This window comes from Streptomyces sp. NPDC040589 (assembly GCF_055594445.1).
Genome location: NZ_JBVIWP010000001.1, coordinates 175,454 through 200,851, shown reverse-complemented (window position 1 = coordinate 200,851; position 25,398 = coordinate 175,454). Strand labels below are relative to the sequence as shown.

Below are 25,398 nucleotides of genomic sequence, written 5' to 3'. Positions count from 1 at the left end.
GAGAACATGAGCCGTTCACGAAGACTTGTCCACGCGGCCGTCGGCGGGGTGGTGGCCCTGTCCTGCACCGTGCTGACCACACCCGCGCAGGCGGCACCCGACGCGGAAGCGCCGGTGGGCACCGTGCGCCTCGTCACCGAGAAGCGCGTGACCGTCGACTACCCGTGGGCCGGCGCCTCCGGCTTCCAGTACCGGCAGGGAACCACCTCGGTCACCTCGGTGGACTACCCCGACGCGGTCCCGCCCGCCCACGCCGGCCCGGACGACCTGGCCAGCGGCACCGACGTGGTGAACACCCGCTCAGGCCAGACGGTCACGCAGAAGCACCGCTCCACGGGCGTCACCGCCACCGTCACGATCCCCTCCGGCCACGCCTACCGGGCCGCCGCGGGCTGGAGCGTGCTGACCATGGACGGCACCGGCGCCCCGCACGTCCTGCGCGCCGCCGCCGACGGCACCACCACGGACACCCCGGTCACCGGCTTCCCGACGGGCGCCCGGCCCGTCCTCTACCGCACCGGCGGCTCGGTCGGCCGTCTCGCGATCGTCTCCGCGCTGGACGGCAGGACGGCCGTGGGACTGGTCGACCTCACGGACGGCACCTACCGCACGTACGTGACCAGCGCCGAGGCGACGCCGCAGCTCGCCTTCAACGACCGCTGGCTGGTCGCCGACTGGAAGGCGATCCGGGTGGACGCCGAACCCGGCACCCAGCCCACACCCCTCACCAGGACCGACGCCCAGCTCGAAGCCGTCGTGGGCGACCAACTGCTCCTCGGCAACCCGACCTTCGTCCTGGGCGGCACCGAGGCCGCGCTGACCGCCCGCTCCCTGGTCACGGGCGCCTCGAGCACCGTGCTCACCTCGTCCTTCGGCGGCATCGGCCCGACCCCGGACGGCGGAGCACTGGCCACCGCGGGCCCCTCCAGCCTCGACTGGGACATCCACCGGATCACCCTCACCGACAGCGGCGGCCTCACCACCACCAAGGTGGCCCGGGTCCCCGCGGCCTCGACCGGAGTGCAGGGACTGGCCGTCGCCGGCGGCGAGTTGTTCCTCTACGGCGCCACGCCGGGCGGCTCGCTCCGCTACAGCGGCTTCCAGCTGGACGCCACCGGCCGGCCCGCCGGGCCCCAGACCCGCCGCAGCCCCGGCCTGGACGCGTCCACCTGCCTCACCGGCGACGCCGCCTGCCCCCAGCACGAGGCCCTGGGCGACGGCCGGGTCGCCTACCTGTGGACCAGCGACACGGGCCAGGAATCCGTCCTCAGTGTCGGCCTCGACACCAGCACCATCCTCAACGGCCCCACGGACGGCGACTCCGGCGGCCGCCTGGCCGGCAGCACCGGCCGCTACGTGCTCTACAACGGCGCCTCCGGCAAGCAGCGGCTCGTCGACTTCCCGCGTGCCGCGACCGGCGGCGAGACCACCCTCACCCGCGACCGCACCGCAGCCGCCGTCTGGGGGCAGACCCTGTGGGCACCGGGCAGTACCCAGGGCTCGGCCACCGGCCGCAACCTCAAGACCGGCACGGTCACCACCCTCGCCACCGGCGCCCCGTGCACCCCCACCGACATCCAGGCCGTCAACACCTGGCTGTACTGGTCCTGCGGCAGCTCCGCGGGCGTCTACGACCGGGCCACGAACCGCAGGATCACGGTCCCGGCCGACATCGGCCCCGCCCGCCTCGCCGACGGCTTCCTGCTCCGCGAGAACCGCACCACCCACGACCTGCTGCTCACCGACTTCCACACCGGCACGGCCACCACCCGCACCCTGGTCAAGCTGCCGGCCACGGACCAGAACACCGGCGGCAGCAACGGCCGCTGGGCCGTCGACCGCTTCGGCGGTCACATCGCCTACCTCAACGGCACGTACGGCGAGGTGACGATCGTCCCCAGCGGCGTCCCCACCTCACCGCTCGCGCAGACGGAGGCCCAGGTCTACTCGCCGTCCGTGATCGGCAGATCGTTCCCCTGGTCGCCGGTCTGGCAGCTGAACAAGCCGTCCACCTGGACCCTGACCCTGACCACGGCCTCCGGCACCGTCGTCCGCACCCTGACCGGCACCTCCACCGGAGCCGCCGTACGCCCCGCCTGGGACGGCACCACCGGCACCGGCGCGGGGGCCCCGTCCGGCGGCTACACCTGGAGGCTCACCGCCCACCCCCGCGACAACCAGGGGCCGGACCTCACGCTCTCCGGCACGATGAACCTGGGCTGAGCGCGGGGCGCGGTGGGTACGGTCGGACCATGAGCATCCAAGCCGTGGTCTGGGACGTCGACGACACCCTCTTCGACTACACCACCGCCGACCGCCTCGGCATGCGCGCCCACCTGACGACCGAGGGCCTGCTCGACGACTACGACACCGTCGACCAGGCCCTCGCCCGCTGGCGGGAGATCACCGACCTGCAATGGGCGCGCTTCGCGGCCGGGGAGGCCACCTTCGAGGCCCAGCGGCGCGACCGCGTACGGGTGTTCCTGGGCCGCGACCTGACCGACGCCGAGGCCGACGCGTGGTTCCGGCGGTACCGCGCCCACTACGAGGAGGTCTGGACCCTCTTCCCGGACGTCCTGCCCGTCCTCGACGCCCTCGCCGCCAGCCACCGGCACGCCGTGCTCTCCAACTCCAGCATCCACGTCCAGGACCACAAGCTGCGCGTCCTCGGCGTCCACGACCGCTTCGAGAGCATCCTGTGCGCAGCCGAGCTAGGTGTCTCCAAGCCCGAGGCCGGCGCGTTCCTCGCCGCCTGCGCGGCCCTCGATCTGCCGCCCCACCAGGTCGCCTACGTCGGTGACCACCCGGAGATCGACGGGCGGGGCGCCGCCGACGCCGGGCTGCTGTCGGTGTGGATCGACCGCGGCGGCTTGTACGCCACGATCGAGCCGCCCGTCGGCCCGCACCGCATCGCCTCCCTCGCCGAACTGCCCTCACTGCTCGGCCCGGATAGTCGTTTTGGAGCCCCGTCCACCTTCAGGTAATGTTCTTCCTGCGCCGCGGGGAGCGGGCCGGAAGGCAGGAGCCCCAGGCGCACTACTAGAACAAGAACCCCCTAGGGGGCTTGCGTTCCAGTGGCCTATGGTGTAATTGGCAGCACGACTGATTCTGGTTCAGTTAGTCTTGGTTCGAGTCCAGGTAGGCCAGCTCGCAGAGCTCATCTGCAAGGCCCCCGTTGTGTAGCGGCCTAGCACGCCGCCCTCTCAAGGCGGTAGCGCCGGTTCGAATCCGGTCGGGGGTACAGGGTTCCGAAGGATCGACGATCATCTCGGAACTGCTAGGGCCCCCGTTGTGTAGCGGCCTAGCACGCCGCCCTCTCAAGGCGGTAGCGCCGGTTCGAATCCGGTCGGGGGTACTGACTGGTCTAAACCACATTGGTCTATGGTGTAATTGGCAGCACGGCTGATTCTGGTTCAGTTAGTCTTGGTTCGAGTCCAGGTAGACCAGCTCGGACCTGCGGAAACGCAGGCTCCACGCCCCCGTTGTGTAGCGGCCTAGCACGCCGCCCTCTCAAGGCGGTAGCGCCGGTTCGAATCCGGTCGGGGGTACATAAGGGAAAGGCCCTCCACTTCGGTGGGGGGCCTTCTTCGTGTCCAACCTGGGGTGCGGTTGCGCTGGGGAAAGCCTGCCGCGGCGTTGAGGCCTGCTCTCCCCAAGGACGATCAGTCGGTTCAGCCGGTCCGTCGCAGCGCCTCGGAGAGGCGCCCCGCCGCATCGATCACAGCCTGGGCGTGCATCCGCCCCGGGTGCCGCGTCAACCGCTCGATCGGCCCGGACACCGACACGGCCGCCACCACACGGTTCGACGGCCCTCGCACCGGCGCGGAGACGGACGCGACGCCCGGCTCGCGCTCGCCGATCGACTGGGCCCAGCCCCGGCGCCGTACGCCCGACAGGGCCGTCGCCGTGAAGCGGGCCCCTTGCAGGCCCCGGTGCAGCCGCTCCGGCTCCTCCCAGGCCAGCAGGATCTGCGCCGAGGAGCCGGCCTTCATCGTGAGCGTCGAGCCGACCGGGACCGTGTCCCGAAGTCCGGACAGGCGCTCCGCCGCGGCGACGCAGATGCGCATGTCGCCTTGGCGGCGGTAGAGCTGCGCGCTCTCGCCCGTGATGTCACGGACGTGGGTGAGCACCGGGCCGGCGGTGGCGAGGAGACGGTCCTCACCCGCGGCCGCTGCGAGTTCTGCCAGGCGGGGGCCGAGAATGAAACGGCCCTGCATGTCGCGCGCCACCATGCGGTGGTGTTCCAGGGCCACGGCCAGGCGGTGGGCCGTGGGTCGTGCCAGTCCGGTGGCACCGACCAGGCCCGCGAGGGTGGCCGGACCGGACTCCAGAGCGCTCAAGACGAGGGCCGCCTTGTCCAGAACGCCGACGCCGCTACTGTTGTCCATGAAACGATACTCGCGTCTCACTCTGTGAAACGCAAGTTCAATTTTCCGTGGAACCCGCCACTCTGGAAGACACGAAGTCACAACGGCCCGTGACGTACGGGCCTGGCGGCGGATGCGCGGAATCCAGGGGCGCGGGCCCGCCTCCTCAAGATCTCTAGTTGGGCCGGCGGATCGTCGTCGGCCGGAGGGAACAGCGATGGGTAGGACACTCGCGGAGAAAGTCTGGGACGACCATGTCGTCCGGCGCGCCGAGGGCGAGCCCGACCTTCTCTTCATCGATCTGCACCTGCTGCACGAGGTGACCAGCCCGCAGGCCTTCGACGGCCTTCGCAAGAGCGGCCGCAAGGTGCGGCGCCTCGACCTCACCATCGCCACCGAGGACCACAACACCCCCACCCTCGACATCGACAAGCCCATCGCAGACCCGGTCTCCCGGGTCCAGCTGGAGACGCTGCGCAAGAACGCCGCCGAGTTCGGCGTGCGCCTGCACCCGCTGGGCGATGTCGAGCAGGGTGTCGTGCACGTCGTCGGTCCGCAGCTGGGTCTGACCCAGCCCGGCACCACCGTAGTCTGCGGCGACTCGCACACCTCCACGCACGGTGCCTTCGGGGCGCTGGCGTTCGGCATCGGCACCTCCCAGGTGGAGCACGTACTGGCCACCCAGACGCTGCCGATGTCCCGCCCCAAGACCATGGCGATCACGGTCAACGGCGAACTGCCCGACGGTGTCACCGCCAAGGACCTGATCCTGGCGATCATCGCGAAGATCGGCACCGGCGGCGGCCAGGGCTACGTCCTGGAGTACCGCGGCGAGGCCATCGAGAAGCTCTCGATGGAGTCCCGCATGACCATCTGCAACATGTCGATCGAGGCCGGTGCCCGCGCGGGCATGATCGCCCCGGACGAGACCACCTTCGCCTACCTCCAGGGCCGCCCGCACGCCCCCGAGGGCGCCGACTGGGACGCGGCCGTCGAGTACTGGAAGACGCTCAGGACGGACGAGGACGCCGAGTTCGACGCCGAGGTCGTCATCGACGCCACCGAGCTGGCGCCGTTCGTCACCTGGGGCACCAACCCCGGCCAGGGCGCACCCCTTTCGGCGTCCGTCCCCGATCCTGCTTCGTACGAAGACGCATCGGAGCGCTTCGCCGCCGAAAAGGCCCTGGAGTACATGGGGTTGGAGGCGGGGCAGCCGCTGCGCTCCATCAAGGTGGACACCGTCTTCGTAGGCTCCTGCACCAACGGCCGCATCGAGGACCTGCGCGCCGCCGCCGAGATCGTCAAGGACCGCAAAGTCGCCGACGGCGTACGGATGCTGGTCGTCCCGGGCTCCGCGCGGGTCGGTCTGCAGGCCGTTTCCGAGGGTCTGGACGTCGTCTTCAAGGACGCCGGCGCCGAATGGCGGCACGCGGGCTGCTCGATGTGTCTGGGCATGAACCCCGACCAGCTGGCCCCGGGTGAGCGCTCCGCGTCCACCTCGAACCGCAACTTCGAGGGCCGGCAGGGCAAGGGCGGCCGTACGCACCTGGTGTCGCCGCAGGTCGCGGCCGCGACCGCCGTCCTGGGCCACCTGGCCTCCCCGGCCGACCTGTCCGCCGCCGACACCCGTACGCCCGCTGGAGTCTGATCAGTCATGGAAGCCTTCACCACCCACACCGGCCGGGCCGTCCCGCTGCGCCGCAGCAACGTCGACACCGACCAGATCATCCCCGCCCACTGGCTCAAGAAGGTCACGCGCGACGGGTTCGAGGACGGGCTGTTCGAGGCCTGGCGCAAGGACGCGTCGTTCGTGCTCAACCAGCCCGAGCGGCAGGGCGCGACCGTTCTGGTCGCCGGCCCCGACTTCGGTACCGGCTCCTCCCGCGAGCACGCCGTCTGGGCGCTGCAGAACTACGGCTTCAAGGCCGTGATCTCCTCCCGCTTCGCCGATATCTTCCGCGGCAACTCGCTCAAGAACGGCCTGCTCACGGTCGTTCTGGAGCAGAAGATCGTGGATTCGCTGATGGAGATCGCCGAGAAGGACCCGCAGGCCGAGATCACCGTCGACCTGGTCGCCCGCGAGGTGCGCGCCGAGGGCGTCACCGCCTCGTTCGAGCTGGACGAGAACTCCCGCTGGCGGCTGCTGAACGGCCTCGACGACATCTCGATCACCCTCCGGAACGAGGAGGACATCGCCGCGTACGAGGCGAAGCGCCCCGTGTTCAAGCCGCAGACGATCCAGCTCTGATCCGGAGCACGATCCGCCGCCTCTGAACAAGGCGACTTTCGGCCACCGCAACACCCCCTCTGTACCCCCGATCAGCCCGATCGGGGGTACAGCTGTGTCTGCACCCGAACGGCCCTGTCCGGCCGGAGGGCGACGCTCAACTTCCCGCGTTAAGCAGGTGGTTGCCGGGGTACGCGAGGTGTACAGCCGCGACTTCCGCGCGTGCCCGGAAGGCCGTTTGCGGCGGCAGTTGTCCCCTGCGCAGGCGACAACTCGCCCCAGATGGCACAATCTGTGCATGGAACACGACGGCCAACTCGAGCTCTATGCGGCAGTCGCGGGCCAACTCAAGGAAGCGCACCAAAGGGTGCGCGCACTGCAAGTCCCGGAGGGCGTACGGATGGCGCTGACCCGGAAGCTGCTGGTCATTACGGCCGCGGCCAAGCACGATCTCGCCGACGCGGCAAGGCGGCTGGAACGGTTCACCGTGGACCTCGACGAGGGGCGACTCCCCGGCGAGGAACGCTGAACCGGACGACACCGCCGAGTTCGTTGCGGCACAAGGGTGAGAAGCCCGTTTCGTGTTTGATTTGCGGTATATATCTGCCTAACGTGCGAAAAAGCTTGAACACTTTCGTTCTGGCGATGTCTCCGAAGGGGAAGACGTGAACAAGGCGCAGCTCGTAGAAGCGATTGCCGACAAGATGGGCGGCCGCCAGCAGGCCGCCGATGCTGTCGACCACGTACTGGACGCCATCGTCCGCGCGGTCGTCTCGGGTGAGCGGGTTTCCGTCACCGGCTTCGGATCGTTCGAGAAGGTCGACCGTCCGGCCCGGTACGCCCGTAACCCCCAGACGGGCGAGCGGGTTCGGGTCAAGAAGACCTCCGTTCCGCGCTTCCGCGCGGGTCAGGGCTTCAAGGACCTGGTCAGCGGCTCGAAGAAGCTGCCGCGTGGTGGCGAGGTCTCGGTCAAGAAGGCGCCGAAGGGCAGCCTGACCGGCGGTGCCGGCGCGACGGTCAAGAAGGCCGCCGCGAAGAAGGCGACGACCGCGAAGAAGGCCGCCGCGAAGAAGGCCACCGCCAAGAAGACGACGGCGAAGAAGGCGACCACGAAGACGGCGGCCGCGAAGAAGACGACGGCGAAGAAGGCGCCCGCCAAGAAGACCACGGCGACCGCCAAGAGCACCGCCGCGAAGAAGACCACCGCCAAGAAGGCCCCGGCGAAGAAGGCCACGGCCAAGAAGGCGCCCGCCAAGAAGTCGACGGCGCGCAAGACCACCGCCAAGAAGACCACCGCCCGCAAGAAGTAGGGGCGCCGAGGTACTCACGCGACGGGCCGGACTCCCGCATGGAGTCCGGCCCGCGGCGTGTTCAAGCGGAGGTCGTTCAAGCAGAGGTCAGAGGGTCTGCAGCGTCACCAGAGTGATCCTGAGGTCGTCCTTCGCGCCTTCCACCTCGATGCGCACGCGCTGCCCGGGGCGCAGCAGCCTCAGACCCCCCGCGTCGAACGCCGGCGCGTCGAAGGGCACCGGGGTGCCGTCGTCCAGGAGCACTTGCCCGCTGCGGCTTTCGGGGTCGTACGTGTACGCGGTCGCCTGCATGGCCGCAGCCTACTGCCCGGGGATCAGCAACCGCGCGGCGGCCGCGGCCGTATGGGGGCCGACCCCCAGGGCCAGCGCGTTGCGCAGGTCGTCGCCGGTGTCCACGTCCTGGCGTACGGAATCCACGTCGGCAAGGCCCAGTTCCACGGCCCCGGAGGCGCGGTGCCGTGCCCGGGAATCGGTGCCGAAGGCCGGGAGCAATTCCTGGCCCGGGGCGGCGGCCAACAGGGTCGTACCGATTGCGGCCGCGTCCGGGAGAAATGCGCGCGGGAATTCAGCGGCCGCGTCGAGTACCCGAGTCAATTCCGGCGGGCGCATTGCCGGCAGATCGGCGTTGAGCGCGGCCACCGGACTTCCGGGGCGAGTGGACCTTATGATCCCCGCCCCGTGCGCGAGGGCGGCGTTGAGGCCGCTGCCCGGCTCGTCGGGGATGATCGCGGCGCCGAGTACGGCCAGCTCACGGCCCGCCCGGGCGTCGTCCGTGACGACTGCCACATCCCGTACCGCGGGGCAGGCCAGCGCGGCCGCCACGGTGTCCTGGGCGAAGGCGAGCGCCAGGCCCGGCCGCACCCCGTCGTCCGCGGTGTCCGCAAGCCTGCTCTTGGCCTGGGCCAGGGGTTTCAGGGGTACGACCAACGTCCACTGCACAGGTGTTCCGTCCCTCTCTTGTCGCGGTCATTGTCACCCGGGGCATCGGGCGGCCGGTGGGTCGGGGCGTACGGTGTTCTCGACAGACCGGCGGCCTGGGGCGACACTTGTGCGGCCCCCCGGTGGCCCCCGCTTCAGGCCCTAGAGGAAGGTGTCCGCGTGCCCCGCCGCAGAATCGGCTTCTGGTACCGCCTAGCTGCGGTGATCTGCAAACCGCCGCTGGTGGTTCTGCTCAGGCGGGACTGGCGCGGAATCGAGCACATTCCGGCTGATGGTGGATTTATCACCGCGGTGAACCACAATTCGCACATCGATCCTTTCGCCTACGCGCACTTTCAGTACAACACCGGGCGCGTCCCGCGATTCCTCGCGAAGAGCGGGCTTTTCAAGAGCGGATTCGTCGGGGCCGCGATGCGAGGCACCGGGCAGATCCCCGTCTACCGCGAGAGCACGGACGCGCTCAGCGCATTCCGGGCCGCGATCGAGGCCGTGAACCGTGGTGAATGCGTCGCCTTCTATCCCGAGGGCACTCTCACCCGCGATCCGGAGGGCTGGCCCATGACCGGCAAGACCGGGGCGGCGCGCGTCGCCCTGGAGACCAAGTGCCCGGTGGTCCCCGTCGCCCAGTGGGGCTGCAACGAGCTGCTGCCGCCGTACGCGAAGAAGCCGCACCTCCTGCCGCGCAAGACACATCGCGTGCTCGCCGGACCGCCCGTGGACCTCACGCGGTTCTACGACCGGGAGATGACCGCGGACCTCCTGAAGGAAGCCACCGAGGTCATCATGGCGGCCGTCACCTGTCAGCTGGAGGAGATCCGCGGGGAGAAGGCGCCCGCCACGCCCTACGACCCGCGCCGGGAGCGGATCGAACAGCGGCGCCGCACCCAGGCGCAGACACAGCGGGGCGGGCAGGAATCGGTGCAGTCGATGCAGTCGGCGCAGGAAGAGGGGCTGGGCAAGTGAGCAAGCCGGTCAAGGCGGCGGTCCTGAGCGCCGGTTCGTGGGGTACGGCGTTCGGCATGGTGCTCGCCGACGCGGGGTGCGAGGTCACCCTGTGGGGTCGCCGTCCGGAGCTCGTGGAGGCGATCAACTCCACCCGGACCAATCCCGACTACTTCCCGGGCGTCGAGCTGCCGGAGAACGTACGCGCCACCACGGATCCCGCGGAAGCCGCCGCGGACGCCGACTTCACGGTCCTCTCGGTCCCCTCGCAGACCCTGCGCGGCAACCTCGCCGAGTGGAGCCCGCTGCTCGCCCCGAACACGGTCCTCGTGTCGCTGATGAAGGGCGTCGAACTCGGCTCCGCGATGCGGATGAGCGAGGTCATCGACGACGTCGCCAAGGTCGGCCCGGACCGCATCGCCGTGGTCACCGGGCCCAACCTGGCCCGGGAGATCGCCGCGCGGATGCCGGCCGCCGCCGTGGTCGCCTGCACCGACGAGGCCGTCGCCCAGCGGCTCCAGGCCGCCTGCCACACGCCGTACTTCCGCCCGTACACCAACACCGACGTCGTCGGCTGCGAACTCGGCGGCGCGGTGAAGAACGTCATCGGGCTGGCCGTCGGCATCGCGGACGGCATGGGTCTCGGCGACAACGCCAAGGGCTCGCTCATCACCCGCGGTCTCGCCGAGACGACCCGGCTCGGCATGGTCCTGGGTGCCGACCCGCTGACCTTCTCCGGACTCGCGGGCCTGGGCGATCTGGTGGCCACCTGCTCCTCGCCGCTGTCCCGCAACCACACCTTCGGCACCAACCTCGGCAAGGGCATGACCCTGCAGGAGACCATCGCGGTCACCAAGCAGACCGCCGAGGGCGTCAAGTCCTGCGAGTCGGTGCTGGATCTGGCCCGCCGGCACGGCGTCGACATGCCGATCACCGAGACGGTCGTGGAAATCGTGCACGAGGGGAAGCCTCCGGTCGTGGCCCTCAAGGAGCTGATGTCGCGCAGCGCGAAGCCCGAGCGACGCTGAGCGACGCGACGCCGGGGGCGCTGTATCCCTGTCCTACCAACGGGTACTCTCAACCCGATATGAGCACCGAGAACCTCCCCCAGAGCCCCGAGCAGCCGCCTCGCAAGCCGCGTGTGGCCGTCGTGTTCGGCGGGCGCAGCTCCGAACACGGGATCTCCGTGGTCACCGCCGGCGCCGTCCTCAAGGCCATCGACCGGACCAAGTACGACGTCCTGCCGATCGGCATCACCCAGGACGGACGTTGGGCGCTCACGGCGGACGAACCGGAGCGGATGGCGATCGTCGACCGCCGCCCGCCGAGCGTCGACGCGCTCGCCGAGTCGGACGAGGGCGGAGTGATCCTCCCGGTCGACCCCGCCAACCGCGAAGTCGTCTACAGCGAGCCGGGATCGGTTCCCAAGGCGCTCGGCGAGGTCGACGTGGTCTTCCCGGTGCTGCACGGCCCGTACGGCGAGGACGGCACCCTCCAGGGCCTCCTGGAACTCTCCGGCGTCCCGTACGTGGGTTCGGGTGTGCTCTCCTCGGCCGTCGGCCAGGACAAGGAGTACATGAAGCGGGTGTTCACCTCCTTCGGGCTCGGGGTCGGCCCGTACGTGGTGGTCCGCCCGCGCGAGTGGGAGCGGGACGAGACCGCCGCCCGCAAGAAGATCGTGGACTTCGCCGGAGAGCATGGCTGGCCGCTGTTCGTGAAGCCCGCGCGCGCCGGTTCGTCGATCGGCATCACCAAGGTCGACGACCTCTCCGGACTGGACGAGGCGATCGCCGAGGCCCAGCGGCACGACCCGAAGATCCTGGTGGAGGCCGCGCTGCGGGGCCGCGAGATCGAGTGCGGCGTCCTGGAGTTCGAGGACGGCCCCCGGGCCTCCGCCCCCGCCGAGATCCCCACGCCCGAGGCGCACGCGTATTACGACTTCGAGGCCAAGTACATCGACTCGACGCCGGGGATCGTGCCCGCGCCGCTGACGCCCGAGGAGACGGCCGAGGTCCAGCGCCTGGCGGTCGAGGCCTTCGAGGCGGCGTCCTGCGAGGGCCTGGTCCGCGCGGACTTCTTCCTCACCGAGGACGGCGAGTTCGTGATCAACGAGATCAACACGATGCCCGGCTTCACGCCCATCTCGATGTATCCGCAGATGTGGCAGGCGAGCGGGGTGTCCTACCCGGAGCTGGTGGACCGCCTGGTGCAGGCGGCACTTCGCCGTTCGACGGGCCTGCGCTGAATCGACCGCGCGTCGCAGGAGGTGTCAGGAGGCGATCCCCTCGGGGATCGCCTTCTTCACGGCTGAGGCCAGATCGATCAGCACCCCGGAGCTGTCCGGCCCCTGCGGCACGCGCACTTCGACGTACGTCTCCCGGTTGGCCGTGGTGAAAACGTGCCCCCCGTCGTCCCGCTCCTCCATCAGCCAGTCCACCCCGTTCACACCCCCGGCGACCGCGTCCGGATCACGTCCGTCCGCCACCTTCGGATCGATCATCTTCGGCGGCTGCGGAACACCGCAGCGAAGTATGATCGCCGGGCTGCCCCAGCCCGCCGTCAGCGCCGACGCGGGCTCGGGATCCTCGCGTCGCTCACCATCCACCTTCGCGGGCAGTACCTTGTCCAGGTTCCGGCACAGTTCCGTGGCCTTGGCGCCCGGACTGGGAACCGCCGCCGACGCGCTGTCGTCTGCTGAGGAGCAGCCCGCGACAGTGATCAACAGCGCGAGAGCGGGCAGGCGGAACATGCGGAAGACAGAACGGTGCCGGTGACGGAAAGAGTTCACCGGCACAGGGTAGACGGGGGCTAGATATGGACGACCGGGCAGGTCAGGGTGCGGGTGATGCCGTCCACCTGCTGGACCCTGGCGACCACCAGGCGACCGAGATCGTCGACGGTGTCGGCCTGGGCCCGCACGATGACGTCGTACGGTCCCGTCACGTCCTCGGCCTGGACGACCCCAGGGATCTTGCTGATCGTCTCGGCGACGGTCGACGCCTTGCCGACCTCCGTCTGGATCAGGATGTACGCCTGTACCACGGAACCTCCAGGGCGGCCACGAGGATCATGTGGGGAAAAGGAACGCCACGGTATCGCGTCGCCGCTCACCACGGGGAGACCCGTGGGGACCGGGTCTTGCGCGCCGGGGCGCGGGTCCGGCAGAACATGACGGTCACTTCGACCGTAGCGAGGCCCCAGTTGCCTCGCGACCGGGCATGTACAGGGACAGAAGGGGAGAGAGGGCAATGAAGGGCACTGTTGGTGAGCTCGGTGAGTTCGGGCTCATCAGGGAGCTCACCTCCCGTCTGACCACCACCCCGGCGGTCCGGGTCGGCCCCGGCGACGACGCCGCGGTGGTGGCCGCGCCCGACCGCAGGGTCGTGGCCAGTACGGACATCCTGGTGGAGGGCCGGCACTTCCGCCGCGACTGGTCGACGGCCTACGACGTGGGCCGCAAGGCCGCCGCGCAGAACCTCGCCGACATCGCCGCCATGGGCGCCGTGCCGACCGCGCTGCTGCTCGGTCTGGTCGTCCCGGCCGAGCTGCCGGTGACCTGGCCGAGCGAGCTGATGGACGGCCTGCGCGACGAATGCCAGGTGGCGGGCGCCGCCGTGGTCGGCGGTGACGTCGTACGCGGCGACTCGATCATGGTGTCGATCACGGCGCTGGGCGATCTGCGCAACCAGGAACCGGTGACGCGGGCGGGCGCGCAGCCCGGCGACCTCGTCGCGGTGACCGGCTGGCTGGGCTGGTCGGCGGCCGGGTACGCGGTGCTGTCGCGGGGGTTCCGCTCGCCGCGCGCGTTCGTGGAGGCCCACCGGCGTCCCGAGCCGCCCTATCACGCGGGTCCGGCCGCCGCCGGGCTCGGGGCGACCGCGATGTGCGATGTGAGCGACGGGCTGATCGCCGACCTCGGGCACATCGCCGAGGCCAGCAAGGTGCGGATCGACATCCGCTCCGGGGCGATCGACATCCCGACCCAGATGAACGACATCGGGCAGGCCGTCGGCGTCGACCCCATGCAGTGGGTGCTGACCGGGGGAGAGGACCACGCGATCGTGGCGACGTTCCCCTCGGACGTGAAGCTGCCCGCCCGCTGGAAGGTCATCGGCGAGGTCCTCAACCCCTCGGCGCTGCCCCAGGTCACGGTCGACGGAGCGCCGTGGACCAGCAAGGGCGGCTGGGACCACTTCGGAGACATAGAGTCATGATCCCCAACGTCCTTACGGTGGCGGGCTCCGACTCCGGCGGAGGCGCGGGCATCCAGGCCGACCTGAAGACGATGCTCGCGCTCGGCGTGCACGGCATGAGTGTCGTCACGGCGGTGACCGCGCAGAACTCCCTCGGCGTGCAGGGGGCTTGGGAGCTGCCCGTGGAGGCGGTTCGGGCCCAGTACCGCAGTGTCGTCGACGACATCGGCGTCCAGGCGGTCAAGACCGGCATGCTGGCCTCGGCGGAACTCGTGGAGGCGGTGGCCGAGTTGCTCGCGGCGACGGACGCCCCGGCGGTCGTCGACCCGGTGGGCGTCTCCAAGCACGGCGACTCCCTGCTCGCCGCCTCGGCGCTGGACTCCGTCCGTACGAAGCTGCTGCCGGTGGCGACGGTCGCCACCCCGAACCTCGACGAGGTGGCCCAGCTGACGGGGGTGCGGGTCGAGTCGGAGGAGGAGCTGCGGCGCGCCGCGGCGGCCGTGCTGGCGTACGGGCCGCGCTGGGTGCTGATCAAGGGCGGGCATCTGCCCGGGGACGCCGTCGATCTGCTCACCGACGGCTCCGAGGAGCACTGGCTGCGGGCACCGCGCCACGACAACCGGCACACGCACGGTACGGGCTGCACGCTGGCCTCCGCGATCGCCTCACAGCTCGCGAAGGGGCGGTCCGTGCCGGAGGCGGTGACGGCGGCCAAGGAGTACGTCACGGGGGCCGTCGCGGCCGGCTTCGCGCTCGGCGGGGGCATCGGGCCGGTGGATCACGGCTGGCGGTTCCGGGCCGGTTCCTGAGCGTCCGGCCCTTCCTGGACATCCGGACACGGCAAAGAGCCGGTCCACCTCAGGTGGACCGGCTCTTCAGCGAACCAGCAGTGGCCGCGCGCTAGCTGAGCGTCAGCGCGAGACCTTGCCGGCCTTGATGCACGAGGTGCAAGCGTTCACGCGCTTCGGCGTCCCGCCCACCACGGTACGCACACGCTGGATGTTCGGGTTCCAGCGACGGGGCGTACGGCGGTGCGAGTGCGAGATGTTGTTGCCGAAGCCCGGCCCCTTGCCGCAGACGTCGCAGTTGGCAGCCACGGGTCACTCCAAAGACTTCAGATGCACTTACGGTTAATCCCGGCATGCCGGGATCGAGATCGTGGGGCTCAAGGAGCCGTCCGGTCTGAGTGGCGCTGCCAGGGGGAAGGCCCGATCGGGATCGGGCAACCGGAGCAGCATACAACGGCTGCACCCGTAGAGCGAAACTACCATGGCGGCTCAGGGGCCGGGCCCGGCCCGCCTCCGGTCCGGACCGCCCCGGAGACTACGCTGCGTGCCACGTCCAGCAGCTAAGGGAGGCGCGGTGGCGCAGGTGCCGCAGACATTCTTCGACGCTGTCGCGGTGCGCACCTGGTGTGGTCTCGCTCTCGAGACGCTGGGGCGGGCGCGTGAGGAGATCGACGCGATCAATGTCTACCCCGTGGCGGACGGGGACACCGGCACGAACCTGTACCTGACCGTGGAGTCCGCGGTCGCGGCGGTCGAGGCGGTGTTCGCGGGCCATGCGGCGGGGTCTGGGCCCGAAGGGCCGACGCTCGCCGATGCCGCCCGGGCGATGGCGCACGGGGCGCTCATCGGTGCCCGAGGGAACTCCGGGACGATCCTCGCCCAGCTGCTGCGCGGCATGGCCCAGGTGCTGGCCGACGACGAGGCCGCCGACGCCGACGGCCAGGGCCTGCGGCTCGCCCTGCGGCACGCGGCCGACTCCGCCCGCCAGGCCGTGGCCCACCCCGTCGAGGGCACCGTCCTCACGGTCGCCTCGGCCGCCGCCGACGCCGCCGACGGTGCCGAGGGCGACTGCGGGAAGGTGGCCCGGGCGGCCTACGAGGGAGCGCGCACGGCCCTCTCCGCGACCCCGGGCCAGCTGCCCGTCCTGGAACGCGCCGGGGTGGTCGACGCCGGTGGGCGAGGGCTGGTGGCGGTGCTCGGGGCGCTGGTGGAGACGTTCACGGGGGAGATGCCCCGGGCGGTGGTGGCGGGTGCGGTGAGCGTGCCGGGGGCCAGGGTGCCCGGGGGAGCGGTTGCCGGCGCGTACACCGGCCCGGACGAGGACCCCCACGCGCGCGTGGAACCCGACGACGGCCCCGTCCCGGTCGGTGGCGCCCCGGGCGAGTGCGCCGACAGCACCACCGCGGCGGACCAGGACGGGCCCGCCTTCGAGGTGATCTACCTCCTGGAGGCCGAGGACGCGGCCGTGGGGCGGCTGCGGGAGCGGCTCGACGCCCTCGGGGACTCCCTCGTCGTGGTCGGCGGTGACGGGCTGTGGAACGTCCATGTCCATGTCGACGACGCGGGCGCCGCCGTCGAGGCCGGCATCGAGGCCGGGCGGCCCTACCGGATCCGCATCACGCACTTCGGCGCCGGCGACGTGCACACCACCGGCGCCGAGCGCCCGCCCCGGGAGCGCGCCCAGCGTGCCGTCGTGGCCGTCGTGCCCGGTGAGGGCCTGGCCGGGCTGTACGCCGAGGCCGGCGCGACCACCGTGCTCGCACGCCCCGGGGAGCCCCCCGCGAGCGGCGAACTCGTACAGGCCGTACGGCGGGCCCACGCGCGCGAGGTCGTGCTGCTGCCCAACGACGCCGAACTGCGTCACACCGCCGCGGCGGCGGCCGAGCAGGCCCGCACGGAGGGCATCCGCGTGGCCCTCATCCCGACCCGCTCGGCGGTCCAGGGCATCGCCGCGCTGGCCGTGCACGAGCCGGAGCGCCGCTTCGACGAGGACGTGGTGTCGATGACCTCGGCGGCCGGCGCGACCCGCTACGCCGAGGTCACCGTCGCCGAACGCCAGTCCTGGACGATGGCCGGCATCTGCCAGGCCGGCGACGTCCTGGGCCTGATCGACGGCGATGTGGCCGTGATCGGCGCGGACGTCGCGGCCACCGCCGAGACCGTCCTGGACCGGATGCTCGCGGCCGGGGGCGAGATGGTCACCCTGGTGCTCGGCGACGACGCCCCCGAGGCGATCGCCGAGCACCTGGAGGGCCGGGTCCGCGAGGGATACCTCGCCGTCGACACGGTCGTGTACCGGGGCGGACGGCAAGGGGCCCTGCTCCTCATCGGAGTGGAGTAGGACAGGATCGGCGTGGAGCAGGGCAGGAACTCACCCCTGCCGCTCCGCCGCGGACTGGAGCATGTGCCCGGCCTCCGCCCGCCGGGCCCGCACCTCCTGGCCTTCGACGGCCCCCGTGTCGTCGAAGCCGTCGTGTCCCTCGTACGCCGCCAGCACCGCACGCGCGCGTGCCACGGCCTCGGCGGGGCGGCCCAGGTCGGCCTCCAGCCAGCCCGCGGCCAGCTCGGCGCCGGTGCGGCTGTGCAGGGCGCCGTCCCCGAGGGCCGTGAACACCTCGACCGAGCGGATCACTTGGGACAGGGCCTCCTCGAAGACGGCCCGGTTCGAGGCGTCTTCGACACCTTCGGCGACGGAGCGGGCCAGCAGGTCGCCGAACTGCCGGTGGGTGTGGCCGAGTTCGGCTTCGAGCCGGAGCCGGGTCTCCTCGTCGGCGGCCGTGTCCCGCGCCGCCTCGCACTCCCGGACCGCGCTCGCCATCAGGCCCCGTGCCTCCTCCAGCCCGTCCGGCGCCTGCAACGCCAGCCAGGCGCGGGCGCGCAGGGAGCGGACCAGCCCGTGGGTGTTGCCGAGTTCGCGCCACAGGTCGCCCGCGCGCGTGTAGGCCCGGTCCGCCTCGGCGGCCAGCCCGGCCTGCGCGAGCGACTCACCGGCCAGGTGGGCGAGGGTGGCGTGGTCGTGCTGCTCGGGCCAGTGCCGGGCGATCTCGGCCGCCTGCAGACGCCGTTCGGCGGCGGCGCGGTGCTCGCCGAGTTCGCTCAGGCAGTCGCCCAGCCACCACTGCGTCTGCACGACCGCCCCGTCGCCGTGCGTCTCCGCGGTCAGATCGGGCAGCGCCGACTCCAGCACCTCGGCGGCCTCGGCCCACCGACCCTGCCGCAGCAGGAGCCCGCCGAGCTGCTGCCGTGCCCAGGCACCCAGCGTCGCGCTCTCGCCCGCCTCGTCGGCCCAGTGCGCGGCCTGCAGGGCGTGCTCGGCGGCCTCCACGGCCTCGCCCCGGCCGCCGACCACCTCGGCGAGCTGGAGGTGCAGCTGGGCCCGGCCGGGCGCCTCCAGATGCGGCCCGCCGTGCTCCAGGGCCGCCCGCAGCGCCCGTTCCGCCTCCGCCATGTCGTCGAGGTGGTGGGCCAGGGAGGCGAGCCGGGCCTCGTACTCCACCGCGAACCAGGGCAGCCCCGCCGCGACGAACGCCGCCGCGCCCCGCGCGAACAGCCCCGCGGCCGACTTCAGGTCCCCGGCCAGTCCCGCCAGCTCGGCGAGCATCGCCTGCGCCTCGGCGGCCCGCGCGGTCAGCCGTACGTCCTCCCCGGTCCGCCCGTCGACGAGCGCCAGGACCTCCTGGACGGCGGCTTCGGCCTCGGTGAGCACCGCCTCCGTCCCGGGGCCCTCGGCCTCGTGCGCCCGGCGCATCAGGATCCGGGCCCGTCCCATGACGACGGACGCCGTCTGCCGCAGGCCCGTGCCACCGGCGGCGTGCAGCGCGAGGATCTCGTCGTACGGGCCGGCCACGGCCGCGACCGCCTCGGCCACGTCGCCCCCGAGAGCGCGTACGTACGCCGCACGCGCGCGTGCCGCCAGGGCCTCGCCCGGGTCGCCCGCCTCCGCGTACAGCCCGGCGGCCCGCTCGAAGAGCGCGGCGCCCTCGGGGCCGAGGCCCATCGCCTCGTGGTCGGCGATCTCGGCCCGGTCGCGCGGGTCCAGCTCGACGCCCTCCGCCGCCCCGGCGACCGCCGCCCACGCCTCCACGGCGCCCGGCCGCAGGGTGTCCGACAGCCGCCGTGCCTCGGCCAGCAGCGCCGGCAGATCCGGCTGCCCGGCGACAGCGGTCGTCACGGCCGGGGGAGCGGGCGGAGGAAGCGGCCGTACCGACCGCACCCCCAGCGGCAGCCGCTCCACCAGGGGTTCCCGCGCCATACGCGCGCGGGCCCGCTCGCTGACGTATCCCGTGCCGTTGCGCTCGTCGAAGCGCGCCGCCAGGGCCAGGGCCTCCGCACGCGCGTGCGTGGCCAGTTCCCGGGCGGTCCACTCCCGGCCGGCCGGGCCCGGCACCTGCCGGTCGCCAAGACCGAGGCCGGTCAGACGGTCCATGAGCAGGGCCACCACGCTCATGAAGTCCAGCTTGCTCTGCGGCTGCCCGTCGTCCGTGAAGTACGCGGGCCGCTCCGCGAGCAGCTCGAGCCCCCGCGCCTCGTTGCCGGTCAGCGCGCAGAACTCCACGTGCTCCGCGTACGCGCCGCGCATGCTCTCCATGGCCCGGACCAGCCGGAAGCCCCGCAGATGGTGCGCGCGGGCCTCGTCGAGGCGGCCCAGCCGCAGCAGCGGCACCAGGGAGGAGGCGAGCGCCGTGTGCGGCTCGTGGGCGCAGGCGTACTCGCCCTCCAGCACCGGCCGCCACAACTCCACGGCCTCCGCGTCCCGGCCCAGCTCCGCCTGCCACCAGCCCTGCCCGTGCAGCTCGCACGCGTGGCAGTCGGCCATGCCGTCCCGGTCGGCGGCCAGCCACGCGGCGTACGCCCGCTCGGCCCGCGCGATGTCCCCGACATGGGCGGCCACGCTGTGCTCGGCGCTGCGCACGGCCCGCTCGGAGTACCCGCCGATCCGGTAGCGGTGCTCCATCTCGCCGAGCCACTTCTCGATCGACGCGAGCGGGATGTGCGGCTGGTCGAGCATGCCGGACGACACCCACTTGAAGACCCAGTGCAGCGAGTGGGTCTCGTACTCGTCGAAGTCCTCGGGGCGTTCGTCCCACAAGCGCAGCAGCCGCGCGAAGGGGACGAACATCTTCCCCTTCTCGGAGCTGTAGTTGTAGACCTTCAGCTGGTGCCCGAGGGCCTCGATCACGGCGAGCGGGATGTTCAGCTTCTCGGCCGCCGTCAGAAGCTCCTCCGCGCGCGCGTTGCGGGCAGGACCCTCCGGCTCGTCGGAGTTCTCCGCCATCGCCCGGCGCAGGGCGTCGAAGTCGGTGATCTCACTCATGCCTGACCGTCCTCGCTGTGCGTGGCCCACTCCAGGAGACCGATGAACGCGCGGTTGAGCAGCGCCGAATCGGCGGGCCTCAGCGGCCGCTGCGCCATCAGCAGGGCCTGCCCGTACAGCGACTCCGTCGCCGTACCGATCAGCTCCGGGTCGTGCAGCGCGCTGATCCGCCGGACCAGCGGATTGAGGTGGTTGAGCACCAGACGCGCGCGGGGAGCACTGCCGCGCAGGGAGCCGAGGATGCCCGCCCACAGGTCGTCGGCCTGCGCCTCGGCATCGGCCCGGGCCTGTTCGTGCCGGGCGTCCCGGTCGTCGAGGTGCAGCGCGGGCACCGAGAGCGGGTGGAAGGCCCGCAGCACCACATCGCAGCCCAGCTGGTCGAGCCGGGCCCGCGCCGCAGCCAGGAAGCCCGACAGGGCCAGCTCCTCGGCCGGGTCGACCGCGTCCAGATGGGCGGTCACCGTGTCCGAGTCCAGTTCGGCGACCACGGTCCCCGGCCGTACCGAGGGCAACGCCTCCACCAGCTCGCTGTCGTACGTGTAACCGCCGTTGATCACGCCGATGCCCTGCGCGGACGCGATCGGCGCCACCTGTCGGTACTCCTCGACGGTCCGCGTGAAGTGCACCACCGGGTGCCGCTGCGCGAACTCCTCCAGGGACAGCCGTCCGTCGGTCGTCTCGAAGGGCAGCCACGGCAGCATCGTGCGCAGCATCTCGCGGTCGTGCCGGGCCAGCGACTTCACACCCAGGTGGTGCACCGACAGGAACGCGGCCAGCCGTTCCGGATCACCGGCCGCCAGGCCCGTCAGCCACGCGCGGATCCGCTCGCCCAGCGCCTCCCGTACGGCGGCCAGGGTCTCGTCCTCGTACAGCGACTCGCGTGAGGCCGTCGGCCGCAGACTGTCCGTGTCGAGCACACAGCGCACGAAGAACGCCCAGTCGGGCAGCAGCTGCTCGGCCCGCTCGGTCAGCAGCATGCCCTTGAGATGCACGCGATGACCCGCGCGCTGGGCCGGGCTGACCGCCGACGGCAGCACATAGGCCACTCCGCGGATGCCGGCCAGCGGCACGGCCAGGTCGATCGTGTCCAACGGGGTGAAGCCGAACAGGTCGTGGCAGTGCCGGGCGAGGGCGACGCGGCGGCCGGCCGGGCTCGGATACGAACGGTCCCAGGGCGCCGGGAGGTCGGTGACCGCCTCGTCGCCCACCCGGACGTCGTACGGCAGCAGCGACCCGAAGTCCCGTGCCAGGGCGGCGACCCGCTCGGGCGTGAGCCACTCCGCCGCCCCCGCCCGGGCCACCAGATGCACGGTGGTGCCCGGTTCGGGCCGCTCGGCGTCCGGCAGCGTCCGCACGGTGTACGAACCGTCGTCGCGCGCAGTCCACTCCACGGGCGGCGCCCCGGGCGTACGGGCGCTGCGGCTGACGACCCGGATCCGCTCGGCCACGACGAAACAGGCCAGCAGCCCGATGCCGAACTGCCCGAGGAAGTCGGAGCGGGCCTCCTGAAGCCCCTCGGCACGCTTGGAACTGCGCCCGATCGTGGCGAGCAGACTGTGCACGTCCGCCTCGGTGAGGCCCACGCCGGTGTCCTCGACCCGCAGGGTGCCGCCCCGCGCGGACAACCGCACCCGGGCCGGGGCGTCGGGCTCCGCCGCGCGTCTGGCGGTGATGGCGTCCACCGCGTTCTGCAGCAGCTCGCGCAGATACACCTTGGGACTGGAGTAGAGGTGGTGGGAGAGCAGGTCCACCAGACCACGCAGGTCGACCTGGAACGTATGAGGTGACTGGGGCGAACGGGGTGCCTGGGAAGCCTGTGAGGTCTCGGAATCCATCATCACGGCGCCGGTGGGAGGACTCGCGACGGCGCGGGGTCGGGCGGTCCCGGTGGGGCGGTGACCGCGAAGAAGGGCCGGGAGCGCGCCATCCTAAGGCCCGAACCAGCCGTCTGACCAGGGATTTCCGGGACGTATACGGCAACGTCCGCCGCGGCCTCTACAGCATTGTCAGTGGCGTGGTGTGCAATGGATCTCGTGCCCGCACTGGAAGAACCCCTGCGACAACCGCTGAAGTCGGTGCTCGGCCCCGCCACCGCGAAGGTGATGGCCGAGCACCTCGGCCTGCTCACCGTCGGCGACCTGCTCCACCATTACCCGCGCAGATACGAGGAGCGCGGCCAGCTCACCCACCTCGCCGACCTCCCCATGGACGAGCACGTCACGGTGGTCGCCCAGGTGGCCGACGCCCGCCTGCACAGCTTCGCCTCCGCCAAGGCCCCGCGTGGCAAGGGCCAGCGCCTCGAAGTCACCATCACCGACGGCAGCGGCCGCCTCCAACTGGTCTTCTTCGGCGCCGGTGTTCACAAGCCCCACAAGGAGCTGCTGCCGGGCACGCGCGCGATGTTCGCGGGCAAGGTCTCCGTCTTCAACCGCCGCCTCCAACTCGCCCACCCGGCCTACGAGTTGCTGCGCGGCGACCCGGATGAATCCATCGAGACCTGGGCGGGCGCCCTGATCCCGATCTACCCCGCCACCGCCAAGCTGGAGTCCTGGAAGATCGGCAAGGCGCTCCAGACGGTCCTGCCCACGGCCCAGGAGGCCGTCGACCCGCTGCCGGACTCCCTGCGCCAGGGCCGCGGCATGGTCCCCCTCCCCGAGGCGCTGCTGAAGATCCACCGCCCGCACACCAAGGCGGACATCGAGGACGCCCGCGCCCGCCTCAAGTGGGACGAGGCCTTCGTCCTCCAGGTCGCCCTCGCCCGCCGCCGCCACGCGGACGCCCAACTCCCGGCGGTGCCCCGCAAGCCCACCCCCGACGGCCTCCTCGCCTCCTTCGACGCCCGCCTCCCCTTCACCCTCACGGACGGCCAGCAGCGCGTCTCCAGGGAGATCTTCGACGACCTGGCCACCGACCATCCGATGCACCGGCTGCTCCAGGGGGAGGTCGGTTCGGGAAAGGCACAGCCGCTTGACTCACTGGTGCTCACACCCACGGGCTTCCGTCCCATGGGAGACCTACGGGTGGGCGACGAGGTGGTGGTGCCGGACGGGGACATCACGCTGATCGACGGCGTCTTCCCCCAGGGGGAGCGTGATGTGTGGCGCCTGGTTCTGTCCGACGGGAGTTCCGTCGAGTGCGACGACGAGCACCTCTGGATCGTCGGTACGAGCTGCGGGTGGCACCGCGGCCAAGCTCCCAAGGTCATGACGACCCGGGAGATCCGTCTCGACACGTTCAAGGCCAACGGGTCGTCGAAGTGGTACATCCCAGCGGCGAAGCCGGTCGATCTGGGCGGCGACTCCGGGCTGCCCCTCGACCCGTACCTGTTCGGTCTGCTGCTGGGAGACGGCTCGTTCCGGCACAATCTCCGCCTTTCCATCATCGATGACGAGATCCGTGACGCGGTAGCTACGGCAGTGGCGCCCGAATGCCGGCTGGTACCGGTGAAGGGATCGCGCTGTGACTACACAATCCAGCTATCGCGGCGTGCAGGAGGCGTGCGCAACCCCGTAATCCAGGCCTTGCGGGAGTGGGGCCTCTGGGGAGCGACATCCCACGGCAAGTTTGTCCCGGACGACTTCAAGAACAGGCCGGTCAAGGACCGTCTCGCCCTGCTGCAAGGGCTTCTGGACACGGACGGCACCATCCAGGCCGACGGCCTGAGCATCTCCCTCTGCTCGGCTTCGCGCCGGCTCGCGGAGGACGTTGCCTGGCTCGTGCGGTCTCTGGGCGGCCGGGCGCGGGTACTCCCGAAGAAGGCCGCGTACGACGTGTCCGTGGCCCTGCCGGACGAATACGCCCCGTTCCGGCTCACCCGCAAGGCCGAACGCGTGCGCGCAAGGCCGAAGTACAACACGTTCCGGCGCGGCATCCGGGCGGTCGAATACGTGGGACGGAAGCCCGTCCAGTGCATCAGCGTCGCCCACCCGAGCCATGCCTACATCACCGACAACTTCACCGTCACCCACAACACGATGGTCGCCCTGCGCGCCATGCTCGCCGTGGTCGACGCCGGCGGGCAGGCCGCCATGCTCGCGCCCACCGAGGTGCTCGCCCAGCAGCACCACAGGTCCGTCGTGGAGATGATGGGCGAGCTGGCCGAGGGCGGCATGCTGGGCGGGGCCGAGCGGGCCACCAAGGTGGTGCTGCTCACCGGGTCCATGGGGGCGGCCGCCCGCCGCCACGCCCTGCTCGACCTCACCACCGGCGAGGCCGGTGTCGTCATCGGCACGCACGCGCTGATCGAGGACAAGGTGCGGTTCCACGACCTGGGCCTGGTCGTGGTCGACGAACAGCACCGCTTCGGCGTCGAGCAGCGCGACGCCCTGCGCGGCAAGGGCAAACAGCCCCCGCACCTCCTGGTCATGACCGCCACGCCCATCCCGCGCACGGTGGCCATGACGGTCTTCGGCGACCTGGAGACCTCCGTCCTCGACCAGCTCCCGGCCGGCCGCTCGCCGATCGCCAGCCATGTCGTCCCGGCCGCCGACAAGCCCCACTTCCTGGCCCGAGCGTGGGAACGGGTCCGCGAGGAAGTGGGCAACGGCCATCAGGCGTACGTCGTCTGCCCACGCATCGGGGACGAGGAGGACGACCCCAAGAAGTCCGGGAAGAAGAAGTCCTCCGAGTCCCCGGAGGACGCCGCGGAGAAGCGCCCGCCCCTCGCCGTCCTCGACGTGGCGGACCAGCTCTCCAAGGGCCCGCTGAGCGGCCTCAAGGTGGAGGTCCTGCACGGCCGTATGCAACCCGACGACAAAGACGCGGTCATGCGCCGCTTCGCCGCGGGGGAGACCGACGTCCTGGTCGCCACGACGGTCATCGAGGTCGGTGTCAACGTCCCCAACGCCACCGTGATGGTGATCATGGACGCCGACCGCTTCGGCGTCTCCCAGCTCCACCAGCTGCGCGGCCGCGTCGGCCGTGGCTCGGCGCCCGGCCTGTGCCTCCTGGTCAGCGAGATGCCCGAGGCGAGCGCGGCCCGCCAGCGCCTGAACGCCGTCGCCGCCACCCTCGACGGCTTCGAGCTCTCCCGCATCGACCTGGAACAACGCCGCGAAGGTGACGTCCTCGGCCAGGCCCAGTCGGGTGCCCGCACCAGCCTGCGGATGCTCGCCGTCATCGAGGACGAGGAGATCATCGCGCAGGCCCGGGAGGAGGCGACGACTGTCGTGGCCAGGGACCCGGAGCTGACGAACCTCCCGGCACTGCGGACTGCTCTGGACGCCCTCTTGGACGAGGAGAGGGAGCAGTACTTGGAAAAGGGGTGAGGGATGCCAACTCAGGGGCGCGGGGAACTGCGCGACCAGCCACACTGATAC

General features: G+C 71.5%; 21 protein-coding genes and 5 tRNA genes. 18 read left to right on the top strand and 8 right to left on the bottom strand.

Annotated features, from left to right (window positions below; all coding sequences use genetic code 11):
- Positions 1–6 precede the first annotated feature (6 nt).
- From ACZ58V_RS00875 to ACZ58V_RS00845, 7 genes are all read left to right on the top strand, one after another.
- Positions 7–2,223, top strand: a complete 2,217-nt coding sequence (locus tag ACZ58V_RS00875) for a FlgD immunoglobulin-like domain containing protein (RefSeq protein WP_471287747.1) — start codon at positions 7–9, stop codon at positions 2,221–2,223.
- A 29-nt stretch (positions 2,224–2,252) separates the two neighbouring features.
- A complete protein-coding gene (locus ACZ58V_RS00870) occupies positions 2,253–2,984 on the top strand; it encodes an HAD family hydrolase (RefSeq protein WP_468194966.1) in 732 nt (243 codons plus the stop codon).
- 91 nt (positions 2,985–3,075) lie between these two features.
- A tRNA-Gln gene (locus ACZ58V_RS00865) sits at positions 3,076–3,147 on the top strand.
- 21 nt (positions 3,148–3,168) lie between these two features.
- Positions 3,169–3,241, top strand: a tRNA-Glu gene (locus tag ACZ58V_RS00860).
- A 41-nt stretch (positions 3,242–3,282) separates the two neighbouring features.
- A tRNA-Glu gene (locus tag ACZ58V_RS00855) sits at positions 3,283–3,355 on the top strand.
- 20 nt (positions 3,356–3,375) lie between these two features.
- Positions 3,376–3,447, top strand: a tRNA-Gln gene (locus ACZ58V_RS00850).
- 28 nt (positions 3,448–3,475) lie between these two features.
- Positions 3,476–3,548, top strand: a tRNA-Glu gene (locus ACZ58V_RS00845).
- 123 nt (positions 3,549–3,671) lie between these two features.
- Here ACZ58V_RS00845 and ndgR read toward each other — a convergent pair.
- On the bottom strand, positions 3,672–4,388 hold the full coding sequence (gene ndgR / locus ACZ58V_RS00840) for an IclR family transcriptional regulator NdgR (protein ID WP_184598579.1): 717 nt from the start codon (positions 4,386–4,388) through the stop codon (positions 3,672–3,674).
- Between the two features lie 196 nt (positions 4,389–4,584).
- Here ndgR and leuC point away from each other — a divergent pair, with 196 nt between their 5' ends.
- The 4 genes from leuC (at position 4,585) to ACZ58V_RS00820 (ending at position 7,904) form a co-directional block, all read left to right on the top strand.
- A complete protein-coding gene (leuC, locus tag ACZ58V_RS00835) occupies positions 4,585–6,015 on the top strand; it encodes a 3-isopropylmalate dehydratase large subunit (RefSeq protein WP_468194970.1) in 1,431 nt (476 codons plus the stop codon).
- A 6-nt stretch (positions 6,016–6,021) separates the two neighbouring features.
- Positions 6,022–6,615 (top strand): 3-isopropylmalate dehydratase small subunit, encoded by a 594-nt coding sequence (leuD, locus tag ACZ58V_RS00830; RefSeq protein ID WP_189727933.1) that lies wholly within the window; start codon positions 6,022–6,024, stop codon positions 6,613–6,615.
- Between the two features lie 277 nt (positions 6,616–6,892).
- Entirely contained in the window at positions 6,893–7,123 is a 231-nt protein-coding gene (locus tag ACZ58V_RS00825; RefSeq protein WP_359896460.1) for an SCO5555 family protein, read from the top strand.
- Between the two features lie 136 nt (positions 7,124–7,259).
- Entirely contained in the window at positions 7,260–7,904 is a 645-nt protein-coding gene (locus ACZ58V_RS00820; protein WP_189727937.1) for an HU family DNA-binding protein, read from the top strand.
- Positions 7,905–7,991: 87 nt separating this feature from the next.
- Here the strand turns inward: ACZ58V_RS00820 and ACZ58V_RS00815 are convergent, their stop codons facing one another.
- Both ACZ58V_RS00815 and cofC read right to left on the bottom strand, forming a co-directional pair.
- Positions 7,992–8,195: a hypothetical protein gene (locus ACZ58V_RS00815; RefSeq protein ID WP_184598572.1), complete on the bottom strand. Its 204-nt coding sequence runs from the start codon at positions 8,193–8,195 to the stop codon at positions 7,992–7,994.
- 9 nt (positions 8,196–8,204) lie between these two features.
- Complete coding sequence (gene cofC / locus ACZ58V_RS00810; protein WP_468194975.1) at positions 8,205–8,843, bottom strand: 2-phospho-L-lactate guanylyltransferase; 639 nt, start codon at positions 8,841–8,843, stop codon at positions 8,205–8,207.
- A gap of 159 nt (positions 8,844–9,002) precedes the next feature.
- Between cofC and ACZ58V_RS00805 the strand changes: the two genes are divergently transcribed.
- Genes ACZ58V_RS00805 through ACZ58V_RS00795 form a run of 3 tightly spaced genes read left to right on the top strand, consistent with a single transcriptional unit; the run spans position 9,003 to position 12,030 of the window.
- The gene (locus ACZ58V_RS00805) at positions 9,003–9,806 is read left to right on the top strand and encodes a lysophospholipid acyltransferase family protein (protein WP_468194978.1); all 804 of its coding nucleotides are present in this window, start codon (positions 9,003–9,005) and stop codon (positions 9,804–9,806) included.
- Positions 9,803–10,813: an NAD(P)H-dependent glycerol-3-phosphate dehydrogenase gene (locus ACZ58V_RS00800; protein WP_468194980.1), complete on the top strand. Its 1,011-nt coding sequence runs from the start codon at positions 9,803–9,805 to the stop codon at positions 10,811–10,813. The genes ACZ58V_RS00805 and ACZ58V_RS00800 overlap by 4 nt, the downstream gene beginning before the upstream one ends.
- A gap of 59 nt (positions 10,814–10,872) precedes the next feature.
- Entirely contained in the window at positions 10,873–12,030 is a 1,158-nt protein-coding gene (locus ACZ58V_RS00795) for a D-alanine--D-alanine ligase family protein (protein WP_468194982.1), read from the top strand.
- A 24-nt stretch (positions 12,031–12,054) separates the two neighbouring features.
- Here the strand turns inward: ACZ58V_RS00795 and ACZ58V_RS00790 are convergent, their stop codons facing one another.
- Entirely contained in the window at positions 12,055–12,573 is a 519-nt protein-coding gene (locus ACZ58V_RS00790) for a DUF3515 domain-containing protein (RefSeq protein ID WP_468194985.1), read from the bottom strand.
- A 20-nt stretch (positions 12,574–12,593) separates the two neighbouring features.
- The gene (locus tag ACZ58V_RS00785) at positions 12,594–12,827 is read right to left on the bottom strand and encodes an Lrp/AsnC family transcriptional regulator (protein WP_193481916.1); all 234 of its coding nucleotides are present in this window, start codon (positions 12,825–12,827) and stop codon (positions 12,594–12,596) included.
- A 206-nt stretch (positions 12,828–13,033) separates the two neighbouring features.
- Here ACZ58V_RS00785 and ACZ58V_RS00780 point away from each other — a divergent pair, with 206 nt between their 5' ends.
- Entirely contained in the window at positions 13,034–13,999 is a 966-nt protein-coding gene (locus ACZ58V_RS00780) for a thiamine-phosphate kinase (protein WP_184598561.1), read from the top strand.
- Positions 13,996–14,787 (top strand): bifunctional hydroxymethylpyrimidine kinase/phosphomethylpyrimidine kinase, encoded by a 792-nt coding sequence (gene thiD / locus ACZ58V_RS00775; protein ID WP_468194989.1) that lies wholly within the window; start codon positions 13,996–13,998, stop codon positions 14,785–14,787. The genes ACZ58V_RS00780 and thiD overlap by 4 nt, the downstream gene beginning before the upstream one ends.
- A gap of 102 nt (positions 14,788–14,889) precedes the next feature.
- Here the strand turns inward: thiD and rpmB are convergent, their stop codons facing one another.
- Positions 14,890–15,075: a 50S ribosomal protein L28 gene (rpmB, locus tag ACZ58V_RS00770; protein ID WP_004924906.1), complete on the bottom strand. Its 186-nt coding sequence runs from the start codon at positions 15,073–15,075 to the stop codon at positions 14,890–14,892.
- A 265-nt stretch (positions 15,076–15,340) separates the two neighbouring features.
- Here rpmB and ACZ58V_RS00765 point away from each other — a divergent pair, with 265 nt between their 5' ends.
- On the top strand, positions 15,341–17,107 hold the full coding sequence (locus tag ACZ58V_RS00765; RefSeq protein ID WP_468194991.1) for a DAK2 domain-containing protein: 1,767 nt from the start codon (positions 15,341–15,343) through the stop codon (positions 17,105–17,107).
- A 30-nt stretch (positions 17,108–17,137) separates the two neighbouring features.
- Here the strand turns inward: ACZ58V_RS00765 and ACZ58V_RS00760 are convergent, their stop codons facing one another.
- Together ACZ58V_RS00760 and ACZ58V_RS00755 are read right to left on the bottom strand one after the other, a co-directional pair.
- Positions 17,138–20,080, bottom strand: coding sequence for a tetratricopeptide repeat protein (locus tag ACZ58V_RS00760; RefSeq protein WP_471287743.1), 2,943 nt, complete (start codon positions 20,078–20,080; stop codon positions 17,138–17,140).
- Positions 20,077–21,915 (bottom strand): HSP90 family protein, encoded by a 1,839-nt coding sequence (locus ACZ58V_RS00755; RefSeq protein WP_468195306.1) that lies wholly within the window; start codon positions 21,913–21,915, stop codon positions 20,077–20,079. Before ACZ58V_RS00755 ends, ACZ58V_RS00760 begins: the two co-directional genes overlap by 4 nt.
- Before the next feature lie 189 nt (positions 21,916–22,104).
- Here ACZ58V_RS00755 and ACZ58V_RS00750 point away from each other — a divergent pair, with 189 nt between their 5' ends.
- On the top strand, positions 22,105–25,347 hold the full coding sequence (locus tag ACZ58V_RS00750) for a helicase-related protein (protein ID WP_471287741.1): 3,243 nt from the start codon (positions 22,105–22,107) through the stop codon (positions 25,345–25,347).
- Positions 25,348–25,398: the final 51 nt, after the last annotated feature.

What these genes read in the sequence shown, in the direction of transcription:
- ACZ58V_RS00825 (WP_359896460.1), top strand. Translation starts at nt 6,893, where the DNA reads ATGGAACACGACGGCCAACTCGAGCTCTATGCGGCAGTCGCGGGCCAA.
- ACZ58V_RS00780 (WP_184598561.1), top strand. Translation starts at nt 13,034, where the DNA reads ATGAAGGGCACTGTTGGTGAGCTCGGTGAGTTCGGGCTCATCAGGGAG.
- ACZ58V_RS00760 (WP_471287743.1), bottom strand. Translation starts at nt 20,080, where the DNA reads ATGAGTGAGATCACCGACTTCGACGCCCTGCGCCGGGCGATGGCGGAG.
- ACZ58V_RS00755 (WP_468195306.1), bottom strand. Translation starts at nt 21,915, where the DNA reads ATGGATTCCGAGACCTCACAGGCTTCCCAGGCACCCCGTTCGCCCCAG.
- ACZ58V_RS00750 (WP_471287741.1), top strand. Translation starts at nt 22,105, where the DNA reads ATGGATCTCGTGCCCGCACTGGAAGAACCCCTGCGACAACCGCTGAAG.
- thiD (WP_468194989.1), top strand. Translation starts at nt 13,996, where the DNA reads ATGATCCCCAACGTCCTTACGGTGGCGGGCTCCGACTCCGGCGGAGGC.
- ACZ58V_RS00795 (WP_468194982.1), top strand. Translation starts at nt 10,873, where the DNA reads ATGAGCACCGAGAACCTCCCCCAGAGCCCCGAGCAGCCGCCTCGCAAG.
- ndgR (WP_184598579.1), bottom strand. Translation starts at nt 4,388, where the DNA reads ATGGACAACAGTAGCGGCGTCGGCGTTCTGGACAAGGCGGCCCTCGTC.
- ACZ58V_RS00815 (WP_184598572.1), bottom strand. Translation starts at nt 8,195, where the DNA reads ATGCAGGCGACCGCGTACACGTACGACCCCGAAAGCCGCAGCGGGCAA.
- ACZ58V_RS00875 (WP_471287747.1), top strand. Translation starts at nt 7, where the DNA reads ATGAGCCGTTCACGAAGACTTGTCCACGCGGCCGTCGGCGGGGTGGTG.
- leuD (WP_189727933.1), top strand. Translation starts at nt 6,022, where the DNA reads ATGGAAGCCTTCACCACCCACACCGGCCGGGCCGTCCCGCTGCGCCGC.
- leuC (WP_468194970.1), top strand. Translation starts at nt 4,585, where the DNA reads ATGGGTAGGACACTCGCGGAGAAAGTCTGGGACGACCATGTCGTCCGG.
- ACZ58V_RS00870 (WP_468194966.1), top strand. Translation starts at nt 2,253, where the DNA reads ATGAGCATCCAAGCCGTGGTCTGGGACGTCGACGACACCCTCTTCGAC.